Origin of the sequence: Zoogloea sp. (assembly GCF_041914405.1) — a bacterium.
In the GTDB taxonomy this organism is placed as follows: Bacteria; Pseudomonadota; Gammaproteobacteria; order Burkholderiales; family Rhodocyclaceae; genus Zoogloea.
Genome location: NZ_JAYSDK010000010.1, coordinates 138441 through 147557, shown reverse-complemented (window position 1 = coordinate 147557; position 9117 = coordinate 138441). Strand labels below are relative to the sequence as shown.

Annotated in this window: 11 protein-coding genes; 10 read left to right on the top strand and 1 reads right to left on the bottom strand. The window is 69.1% G+C overall.

The genetic code is table 11. The features are described 5' to 3' along the window. Positions 1-137: 137 nt before the first annotated feature. Genes ACE3RX_RS08630 through ACE3RX_RS08615 form a run of 4 tightly spaced genes read left to right on the top strand, consistent with a single transcriptional unit; the run spans position 138 to position 4691 of the window. The gene (locus ACE3RX_RS08630) at positions 138-545 is read left to right on the top strand and encodes a heme-binding protein (protein ID WP_374482366.1); all 408 of its coding nucleotides are present in this window, start codon (positions 138-140) and stop codon (positions 543-545) included. Continuing rightward, the gene (gene pyk / locus ACE3RX_RS08625; RefSeq protein WP_374482371.1) at positions 545-1966 is read left to right on the top strand and encodes a pyruvate kinase; all 1422 of its coding nucleotides are present in this window, start codon (positions 545-547) and stop codon (positions 1964-1966) included. The genes ACE3RX_RS08630 and pyk overlap by 1 nt, the downstream gene beginning before the upstream one ends. 7 nt (positions 1967-1973) lie before the next feature. Beyond that, positions 1974-3758 (top strand): methyl-accepting chemotaxis protein, encoded by a 1785-nt coding sequence (locus ACE3RX_RS08620; protein WP_374482364.1) that lies wholly within the window; start codon positions 1974-1976, stop codon positions 3756-3758. 27 nt (positions 3759-3785) lie between these two features. Further along, positions 3786-4691 (top strand): LysR family transcriptional regulator, encoded by a 906-nt coding sequence (locus ACE3RX_RS08615; RefSeq protein ID WP_374482362.1) that lies wholly within the window; start codon positions 3786-3788, stop codon positions 4689-4691. Positions 4692-4716: 25 nt separating this feature from the next. Here ACE3RX_RS08615 and ACE3RX_RS08610 read toward each other — a convergent pair whose 3' ends face one another. After that, complete coding sequence (locus ACE3RX_RS08610) at positions 4717-5067, bottom strand: cyclophilin-like fold protein (RefSeq protein WP_374482360.1); 351 nt, start codon at positions 5065-5067, stop codon at positions 4717-4719. Between the two features lie 251 nt (positions 5068-5318). Here ACE3RX_RS08610 and ACE3RX_RS08605 point away from each other — a divergent pair, with 251 nt between their 5' ends. The 6 genes from ACE3RX_RS08605 to ACE3RX_RS08580 all read left to right on the top strand — a co-directional run bounded on the left by ACE3RX_RS08605 (position 5319) and on the right by ACE3RX_RS08580 (position 9088). Then, positions 5319-5900, top strand: coding sequence for a peroxidase-related enzyme (locus ACE3RX_RS08605; RefSeq protein WP_374482358.1), 582 nt, complete (start codon positions 5319-5321; stop codon positions 5898-5900). 282 nt (positions 5901-6182) lie between these two features. Further along, on the top strand, positions 6183-6482 hold the full coding sequence (locus tag ACE3RX_RS08600) for a hypothetical protein (RefSeq protein ID WP_374482356.1): 300 nt from the start codon (positions 6183-6185) through the stop codon (positions 6480-6482). Between the two features lie 60 nt (positions 6483-6542). Further along, positions 6543-7388, top strand: coding sequence for a DUF692 domain-containing protein (locus ACE3RX_RS08595; RefSeq protein ID WP_374482354.1), 846 nt, complete (start codon positions 6543-6545; stop codon positions 7386-7388). Beyond that, on the top strand, positions 7385-8131 hold the full coding sequence (locus tag ACE3RX_RS08590; RefSeq protein ID WP_374482352.1) for a DUF2063 domain-containing protein: 747 nt from the start codon (positions 7385-7387) through the stop codon (positions 8129-8131). The genes ACE3RX_RS08595 and ACE3RX_RS08590 overlap by 4 nt, the downstream gene beginning before the upstream one ends. Positions 8132-8324: 193 nt before the next feature. After that, positions 8325-8909, top strand: a complete 585-nt coding sequence (locus ACE3RX_RS08585) for a sigma-70 family RNA polymerase sigma factor (RefSeq protein ID WP_374482350.1) — start codon at positions 8325-8327, stop codon at positions 8907-8909. Further along, complete coding sequence (locus ACE3RX_RS08580) at positions 8906-9088, top strand: zf-HC2 domain-containing protein (RefSeq protein WP_374482348.1); 183 nt, start codon at positions 8906-8908, stop codon at positions 9086-9088. Before ACE3RX_RS08585 ends, ACE3RX_RS08580 begins: the two co-directional genes overlap by 4 nt. Positions 9089-9117 lie beyond the last annotated feature (29 nt).

The window sequence follows — 9117 nt, the reverse complement described above, 5'->3', positions numbered from 1 at the left end:
ATTTGGGGGCCCCTTCGGCGGGCACACCGGGCCGGGGGGGGGGTATATTTATCCCCCCCTGTGTGTTTTCCCGGCCCGCGGGGGCATAATCACCCCCCCCCCACAGCAGCACACCAAACGATAAAGAGGAGACACACATGAAGAACATCAAGGCACTCACGCTCGACGACGTGAAGCGCATCGCCGCGGCCGCCGAGGCCGAGGCGCGGGCCCAGGGCTGGGCGGTCAGCATCGCCGTCTGTGATGGCGGCGGCCACGCCCTGTGGTTGCAGCGCATGGACGGCGCGCCGCTGATGAGCGCCGCCGTGGCCCCGGAAAAGGCCCGCACCTGCGTGCTCACCGGCAAGCCCAGCAAGGCCTTCGAGGACATGGTGAACAATGGCCGCATCGCCGCGCTGGCGATGCCGGTGGTGCCGCTGGAAGGCGGCGAGCCGATCGTCGTGGATGGGGTGATCGTCGGCGCCGTCGGCGTGTCCGGCGTCAAGGCCGGCGAGGACGCCCAGGTGGCCCGCGCCGGGGTTGCCGCATTGGCGGAGGTGGCATGATGAAGCGCGCCCGCCGTTCCCGCATCCTCGCCACCCTCGGCCCGTCCAGCTCGACGCTGGCGCGCATCCGCGAACTCTTCGATGCCGGTGCCGATGTCTTCCGTCTTAACTTCAGCCACGGCAGCCATGCCGACCACGCCGAGCGCCTCAAGCTGATCCGCCAGGTGGAGGCCGAGCGCGGCCGCCCGATCGGCGTGCTGATGGACCTGCAGGGCCCCAAACTGCGCGTCGGCCGCATCGCCGGCGGCAAGGTGCTGCTCGAAGCCGGCCAGCGTTTCCGCCTCGACCTGGACCCGGCCGACGGCGACGCGACCCGCGCCAGCCTGCCGCACCCAGAGATCTTCGCCGCGCTGGAAGCCGGCACCGAGCTGCTGCTCGACGACGGCAAGCTGCGCCTGCGGGTGGACAGCTTCGGGCCGGACCACGCCGAGACCACCGTGCTGGTCGGCGGTCCGCTGTCCGACCGCAAGGGCGTCAATGTGCCCGGCGTGCTGCTGCCGATCTCGCCGCTCACCGCCAAGGACCGGGCCGACCTGGCCTTTGGCCTGGAAATGGGCGTCGATTGGGTCGCGCTGTCCTTCGTGCAGCGCCCCGAGGACATCCGCGAAGCCCGCGAGCTGATCGGCGACAAGGCGTGGATCATGGCCAAGCTGGAGAAACCGGCGGCCATTGAGCACCTGGACGACATCGTCGCGCTGGCTGACGGCGTGATGGTGGCCCGTGGCGACCTGGGCGTCGAGCTGCCGCCCCAGCAGGTGCCGGTGCTGCAGCGGCGCATCGTGCGGGCCGCGCGGGCCGCCGGTCGGCCGGTGGTGGTGGCGACCCAGATGCTCGAGTCGATGATCACCGCCCCGGTGCCGACCCGCGCCGAAGCCTCCGACGTGGCTACCGCGGTGTATGAAGGCGCTGATGCGGTGATGCTGTCCGCCGAGTCGGCCTCCGGCCAGTACCCGGTGGAGGCGGTGTCAATCATGGACCGCATCATCGGCGAGGTGGAGCAGGACCCGGCCTGGCGCGGCGAGCTGGAGGCCAGCCACACGCCGGCCGCGGCGACCACGCCGGACGCCATCTGCTGTGCGCTGCGCCGCGTCGCCGGCCTGCTCGAACCGGCTGCCACGGTGGCCTTCACCACCTCCGGTTTCAGCGCCCTGCGGGCCAGCCGGGAACGACCGGTGACGCCGATCCTGGCGCTGACCCCGCGGCTCGCCACGGCGCGCCGCCTGGCCATCGCCTGGGGCGTGCATCCGGTGCCCTTCGATGAGGTGCACGACGTGGCCGAGATGATCGAGCACGCCACTGCCGCGGCCTTGCGCGAGGCGGTGGCCCAGGCGGGCGACACGGTGGTGGTCATCGCCGGCCTGCCTTTCGGCCAGCAGGGCAGCACCAACCTGCTGCACGTGGCCCGCGTGCCGGGGGCGTGAGCCGGGCATGAAGGCCGTAGTCCGGCTCTATGAACTGAGCGAGCGGGTGGTGTGGAATTCCCTCACCCGCAAGTTCTGCAGCCTGTTCCTGGTGTGCGGCTTCCAGCTCGTGCTGCTGGCGCTGACCTGGCGGACCCGCGAGCAACTGCGCGGCCAGCCGGGCGGGGACGGGCAGGCCGGCGCGGCCCTAGACGGGCTGCTGGGATGGAACGTGGCGCTCCTCCTCGCCTCGGTGGCCTATGTGGCCTTTTCGGTGTGGTACTTCCGCTTTCTGATCGTGCGGCCGGTGCGCGCGGTGATCGACATCTTCGAGCAAATCGGCGCCGGTGTCGGCAACCTGTCGCGGGACCTGCCGGCCAGCACCCACGACGAACTGCGCGAGCTGGCCGAGGCCTACAACCGCTTCCTGCGCAAGATGCGCCACCTGCTCAACAACGTGCGGCTGATGACCTTCCGCATCGGCATGGACACCGCGCTGACCCGCCGCAACCTTGGCCAGTCGGCGGCCAGCGCGCAGCTGCAGGACCGCCTCGCCGAGCAGGTGCGCGAAGCGAGCAGTGCGACCACGCTGGGCATCAGCGAGGTCAGCGCCGAGACCCAGCGCATCGCCGGCGTGACCCTGGCTAACCTGGAGCTGGCGCGCAGCTCCAACGACGAGCTGGAAGAGGCGGCCCGGCGCGTCAATGAAGTCAGCCTGCGGGTCGGGCGCTTCAACCACACGGTGGCCGACCTGAGCGCCCGCTCGGAGAGCATCCAGGCCATCGTCGTGCTGATCCGCGGGATCGCTGAGCAGACCAACCTGCTGGCCCTCAATGCCTCCATCGAGGCGGCCCGGGCCGGCGAGGCGGGGCGCGGCTTCTCGGTGGTGGCGGACGAGGTGCGCGGGCTGGCGGAGCGCTCCCGGCAGGCGTCCGAGGAGATCTCGCGCAACATCGACGGCATGCTCGGCCTGGTGGACAGCACCCGCAGCGAGACGGCCCGGATCACCGACGACATCGGCCTGACCCGCGACGTGATGGACAAGGCGGCCGCCAACTTCGCTGTGTTGATGGGGGATTTCGACCGCACCGCGCGGACCCTCGGCAGCGTCGCCGCGACGCTGGAGCGCTTTGCCGACAGCAACCGCACGGTCCATCGCAACATCGGCGAGATCGACGCCCTCAGCCAGCAGGTCAGCGAGCGCCTGCAACACAGCGAGGTGGTGGCCGGCGAGCTCGACCAGGCGTCGGGCAAGATTCAGGAGATCATCCTGCGCTTCGTCGTTGGCGAGGGCGAGTTCCACGAGGTCATCAACACCCTGCAGCCGGCGGCGGCCGAGCTGGAGACCATCCTCGCAGGGGCCGCCGCGCGCGGCATCGACGTGTTCGACCAGATCTACCGGCCGATTGCCGGCACCGACCCACGCCAGTATCACACCGGCTACGACTTGGCTCTGGAAACTCCGCTGCAGGCGGTGCTCGACCAGGTGCTGGCGCGCTTCGAGTGGGGGCGTTTCTGCGTGCTGGTGGACCGTAACGGCTATGCGCCGACCCACAACCGCTGCCATTCCCATCCGGCCTGTGGCGACCCGGCGGTGGATGGTGAACGCAGCCGTCACAAGCGCCTGTTCGACACCCCCGATGCGCTGGCCGTGGCCCGCCAGACCGACAAGCCCTTCGTGGTGCGCACCTACACCCGCGACAACGGCGACATCCTCACCGAGGTGGCGCTCCCGCTCCGCGTGGGTGGCCGCCACTGGGGCGCGCTGCGCTACGGCTTCGATCCGCGCGGCTGGCCGGTGGTGGGCGACTGAGCGGCAGCCCGACAAGGAGAATTCAGAATGGATCGTTATACCGAGCTGCGCAGCTTCGTGCTGGTGGCGGAAAAGGGCAGCTTCGCCGCGGCGGCATTGGTCGAGCAGGTCACGCCGGTAGTCATGGGGCGGCGCCTCGACGCGCTGGAGGGGCGCCTCGGCGTGAAGCTGATGCACCGCTCGACCCGCGGCCTGCACCTCACCGAGCTGGGCGAGCGCTTTCTCGAACAGGCGCGCCAGCTGTTGAAAGACTTCGACGACGTGGAGTCGGCGATCACTGCCGGCCGCAACACGGTACGCGGCCACCTGGTGGTGTCGGCGCCGGCGGCCTTCGGGCGGCGCCACGTGGCGCCCCACGGGCCGGCTTTCCAGGCGCTGTACCCGGACCTCAAGCTGTCCTTCAACCTGACCGACAGCGTGGTGGACCTGGTGCGCGAGGGCTACGACATGTCGATCCGCATCGGCGAGGTGACCGACCCGAACTACGTGGCGGTGAAGCTGGCCGGTAACCGGCGAGTCGTATGCGGTACGCCGGCCTATTTCGAGCGCCACGGGGTGCCGCAGACGTTGGACGACCTGGCGCACCACAACTGCCTGGCCTTCAATCTGCAGGGCGGCCAGCAGCGCGGCTGGTCCTTCCTGCAGGACGGGAAGATGGTGGCGGTGAAGGTCAGCGGCAACCTCGACTGCAACGACGGCGAGCTGCTCTACAGCTGGGTCAAGCAGGGCCTCGGCATCGGCTGGCGGTCTACCTGGGAGATCGAGGGCGAGTTGAAGCGCGGCGAGCTGGTCACCGTGCTCGACGACTTCGCCGCGCCGGCCTACGCGATCCAGGCGGTCTATCCGCAGCAGCGCTACCTGCCGGCCAAGGTGCGCGTCTTCATGGACTACCTGAAGCGCATCTATGCCGAGCCGGGTTACTGGGAACGCTGAGGGCGGCCGCGTGGCGGCACGCTCGTCAGGCCCGCGTCACCGTCAGCAGGTGGCCGCTGCGTACCTGGCGCAACAGGCGCGGGTCGTCCTCCAGGCGGCCGAGCACCTGGCAGCCGCTGTCGTGGTGGACCGCCGCCGAGCCGAAGGGCAGGGCGATGGATGCGCCGGCCGGCCAGTAGCACACGGTGCCCGGCTCCAGGTCGTCACGGGTCTTGCCGCCCGCGCGGACGCGCAGCGGAACGCTGAGGACGAGCTCTTCGCCGCGGCTGGCGGCGGTGGACTGCAGCGGCAGCGCAGCCAGCATCGCGCGGCTGCCGGGCGTGTCGTCCAGGCGGGCGAAGACCTCTCCGTGGTCCCAGGCAATCCGGATGCGCATGGCCGTGCTCCTTGTGTCGATGCTGTTGGGCTGATCTTAGGGGAGGCAGGCAGTGGCGATAAGCGCCGTCGGCGGCAGTTCTGTGCATACCGTCGGTATCGGCCCGGTGGCCTCCGTCATGCGCTTTCGGCCAACTCGTTTGTACTTTCCGACGATCTGCTCGGGCGCGCGCCGCGCGTTGCGACCGGCCGGCTACACTCGCAGCGCGCATTTCGCGCCACGCCAGAAAAAGATATTTCAGGAGACCCGCCATGTCCGATCTGCCGATCAGCCGCTATCCCGTTCCCGAACTTGCCGACCTGCCCGAGGACGTGCGCTCCCGCATCCTGGCGGTGCAGGAGAAGGCCGGTTTCGTGCCCAACGTATTTCTCGCGCTGGCTCACCGCCCGGAGGAGTTCCGCGCCTTCTTCGCCTACCACGACGCGCTGATGGAGAAGGACGTCGGCCTCAGCAAGGCCGAGCGGGAGATGATCGTCGTCGCTACCTCCGGCGCCAACCAGTGCCTGTACTGTGTGGTCGCCCACGGGGCGATCCTGCGCATCCGCGCCAAGAACCCGCGGGTCGCCGACCAGCTGGCCACCAACTACCGCAAGGCCGAAATCAGCCCGCGCCAGCAGGCCATGCTCGATTTCGCGGTGAAACTGTCCCTCGATTCGGCCACCGTCGGCGATGCCGACATCGCAATCCTCAAGGCCCACGGCTTCGACGATGAGGCGATCTGGGACATCGGCGCGATCACCGCCTTCTTCGCGATGAGCAACCGGCTCGCCAACCTGATCTCCCTGCGTCCCAACGACGAGTTCTACCTGATGGGCCGCCTGCCGAAGAGCTGAGCGCCCGGCGCCTCTTTTCCCCTATCCCTCTCGGCCGCTAGTCCGGCCCTTTCGTCGCCGGCTTTTGCCGGCGTTTTTTTGTGGGGTGGCCGGAGTTTGCAGGACAGGATGCCTCCCCCACAGATTCGCCCCTACAGCAGGCTGGCCGTGCAGCACGGTGAAATTTTTTCATCGGGCATGTAAGAACACCGGGGGCATTCCCGTCCAATCGCCAGCACCTGATAATCCGGACTGCCATGCCGGCGTCCGGCAGGGCTGTTCAACCCCTCAAGGAGATCCGTGATGAAGAAGACTTCCGCCGTAACCGCTGCGCTGGCCGCGTCCGTCGCCTTTGGTGTTGCCCATGCCGCCGACAACCCCTTTGCAGCCAAGCCGCTGGAAGGGGGCTACCAGCTGGCCCAGGCCGATACCAAGATGCAGGATGGCAAGTGTGGCGGGGACAAGAAGGCTGCCGCCAAAAAGTCCGCCCACAAGGCCGACAAGAAGATGGACGACAAGATGGCCATGGACAAGAAGGCCGACGGTTCCTGTGGCGCGGACAAGAAGGGTGACGGCAGCTGCGGTGCCGACAAGAAGAAGTAATCGAGCAAAATGACCGGGGCGGGCACAGGCCCAGCCCCGGCACAGGCGGGAGGATTCGACATGCCAGGACGCACGCCCCACGGTGCCGGGCTCGGCTTTCGCCGCGAACTGCTGGCCGAGATGGAAGCCGGCGTGCCCGATGCGGTGGATTTCTTCGAGTTGGCACCGGAGAACTGGGCCGGCATGGGCGGCCGCTCGGCGCGCCAGCTGCGCGCCTTCACCGAGCGTTTCCCCTTCGTCTGCCACGGCCTGTCCCTGAATCTGGGCGGCCCGCTGCCCCTCGACATGGAACTGCTGGCGCGCATCCGCGGCTTCATGGCCGAACACGGCATCGGCCTGTACACCGAACACCTGTCGTGGTGTGGCGACGCCGGCCAGCTCTACGAGCTGCTGCCGCTGCCGTGTACCGGCGAGGCGGTGCGCTGGGTCGCCGGGCGTATCCGCCAGGCCCAGGATGCGCTGGGCATGGCCATCGGCATCGAGAACGCCTCGTACTACGTGGCGCCACCGGGGGCCGAGATGGGCGAGGCGGACTTCATCCGTGCAGTGGTGGAGGAGTCCGGCTGCCGGCTGCACCTGGATGTGAACAACATCCTCGTCAATGCCGCCAACTTTGGCTTCGACCCCTACGCATTCCTGCACGCGCTGCCGCTGGAGCGCTGCTGCTACATCCACGTGGCGGGGCATGACGTGGAGCCGGACGGGTTGCGTATCGACACCCATGGCGCCGACGTGATCGACCCGGTGTGGGCGCTGCTCGACGCTGCCTATGCGCGCACTGGTCCGCTGCCGACCTGCTTGGAGCGGGACTTCAACTTTCCGACTTTGGCTGCGCTGGGCTCCGAGGTGGCGCAGATCGCTGCCCGCCAGGCCCGTGCGCGGCGTGCCGCCGAGGTGCTGGCGTGAGCGGGCCCGCCGCCGGGCTGCAGGCCTGGCAGGCCGCCTTCGGCGAGCGCCTGCGTCACGGCCGCCGGGTTGCCTGTCCGGCGGGGGCGCCGGCCGCCCGCATGGTGGTGTACGAAGGACTGGTGTTCCAGCGCCTGCGGGGCTTCCTCGACCGCTGCTTCCCGGTGGCCCGGGTGACGCTCGGCGAAGCCCGGTGGGCCCGCCTGTGCCGCGCCTTCCTGCGCGACTGGCGCTGTGCGACGCCGTGGTTCCGCGAGATCCCGCAGGAGTTCCTGGCCTACCTGGACAGCGGCGCTTGCCGCCAGCCGCTGCCGCGCTGGTTCGGTGAGCTGGCGCGCTACGAATGGGCGGAGCTGGCGGTGGATGTCATGGACGTGGTCGTGCCGCCACACCGGCCCGACGGCGACCTGCTCGACGGCGTGCCGGTGGCCAATCCGGCCCTGCTGTCGCTGGCCTTCGCGTGGCCGGTGCAGCGCATCGGGCCGGACTTCCGGCCGCGCCAGCCCGAGCCGGCCCATCTGGTGGTGTACCGGGATGCGCAGGATGCGGTGCGCTTCATGGACTTGAGCCCGGCCACGGCGCACCTGCTGGCCCTGCTGGATGGGCAACGGAGCGGGCGGCAGGCCCTCGAGGCCCTGGCCGCCGAGCTGGGGCGGCCAGCCGATGCCGCCTTCCTCGATTTCGGCCGGCATAGCCTCGCCGAGCTTTGCCTGCATGGTGTCGTGCTGGGAGTGCGGAACTGAGCACCACGGTGTGGCACGCCGGGTCTGAGGGGGCGCATGGCGACGGCAAGTTTCAGCCTGCGCGGCGCTTCCTTGCTATGCTGATGCCACTGATCCTGTCTGGGCCGGGGCGGCCGGGCAGGGAGATCCGGATCCATCGGCGGCAGCTTGCCAAGCCGTATGGGCGTGCCGCCCTGCAGTCCGTGCGCCAGACATGATCGACTCCGGAAGTGCCGAGCTCATTTCGGGCTTTCGCCCGCAGATGCTGAAATTCGCCCGCCTGCAACTGCAGGACGAGGCGGCGGCTGATGACGCCGTGCAGGAAGCCATCGAGTCGGCGCTGCTGGGCATCGACCGCTTTGCCGGGCGCTCGGCGCTGAAGACCTGGATCTTCACGATCCTGCGCCACAAGATCATCGACATGCTGCGCGAGCGCGGCCGCACGGTGCAGATTTCCAGCTTCGAGCGCGACGAGGGTGAGCTCGACGAGGCCTTTGATCGGCTCTTCAAGGACAACGAACACTGGAGCCCGCAAGGACGTCCGCAGGCGTGGGGCGATCCGGAGGAGGCACTGGCCCAGCGCCAGTTCTGGCAGGTCTTCGAGACCTGTCTGGAAGTGCTCCCGGCGCGTACCGCGCGGGTTTTCATGATGCGCGAGTTCCTCGGTTTCGAGACCGACGAGATCTGCGCGACGCTGGTCCTCACCACCAGTAACTGCAACGTGATCCTGCACAGGGCCCGCGCGGCGCTGCGGCAGTGTCTTACCCACGGCTGGTTCGGCGCGGAGGGCCGGGCATGATGATGAAATGCAAGGATGCGACCCACCTGATGTCCGAGGCGCTGGACCGTCCGCTGGGCCGCGCCGAAAGGGTGCGTCTGGGCCTGCACTTGCTGTTCTGTGGCGGTTGCCGGGCTTTCCGCCAGCAGATGAATTTTCTGCGCCTGGCAACCCGGCGCTTCCTCGAGCGCAACGACTAGCGCGTCATCGCGTTCGGGGAAGCGCCGCC

Excerpts from the sequence above, each read along its gene's own strand:
- ACE3RX_RS08630 (WP_374482366.1), top strand. The coding sequence starts at position 138 with ATGAAGAACATCAAGGCACTCACGCTCGACGACGTGAAGCGCATCGCC.
- pyk (WP_374482371.1), top strand. The coding sequence starts at position 545 with ATGAAGCGCGCCCGCCGTTCCCGCATCCTCGCCACCCTCGGCCCGTCC.
- ACE3RX_RS08620 (WP_374482364.1), top strand. The coding sequence starts at position 1,974 with ATGAAGGCCGTAGTCCGGCTCTATGAACTGAGCGAGCGGGTGGTGTGG.
- ACE3RX_RS08615 (WP_374482362.1), top strand. The coding sequence starts at position 3,786 with ATGGATCGTTATACCGAGCTGCGCAGCTTCGTGCTGGTGGCGGAAAAG.
- ACE3RX_RS08610 (WP_374482360.1), bottom strand. The coding sequence starts at position 5,067 with ATGCGCATCCGGATTGCCTGGGACCACGGAGAGGTCTTCGCCCGCCTG.
- ACE3RX_RS08605 (WP_374482358.1), top strand. The coding sequence starts at position 5,319 with ATGTCCGATCTGCCGATCAGCCGCTATCCCGTTCCCGAACTTGCCGAC.
- ACE3RX_RS08600 (WP_374482356.1), top strand. The coding sequence starts at position 6,183 with ATGAAGAAGACTTCCGCCGTAACCGCTGCGCTGGCCGCGTCCGTCGCC.
- ACE3RX_RS08595 (WP_374482354.1), top strand. The coding sequence starts at position 6,543 with ATGCCAGGACGCACGCCCCACGGTGCCGGGCTCGGCTTTCGCCGCGAA.
- ACE3RX_RS08585 (WP_374482350.1), top strand. The coding sequence starts at position 8,325 with ATGATCGACTCCGGAAGTGCCGAGCTCATTTCGGGCTTTCGCCCGCAG.
- ACE3RX_RS08580 (WP_374482348.1), top strand. The coding sequence starts at position 8,906 with ATGATGATGAAATGCAAGGATGCGACCCACCTGATGTCCGAGGCGCTG.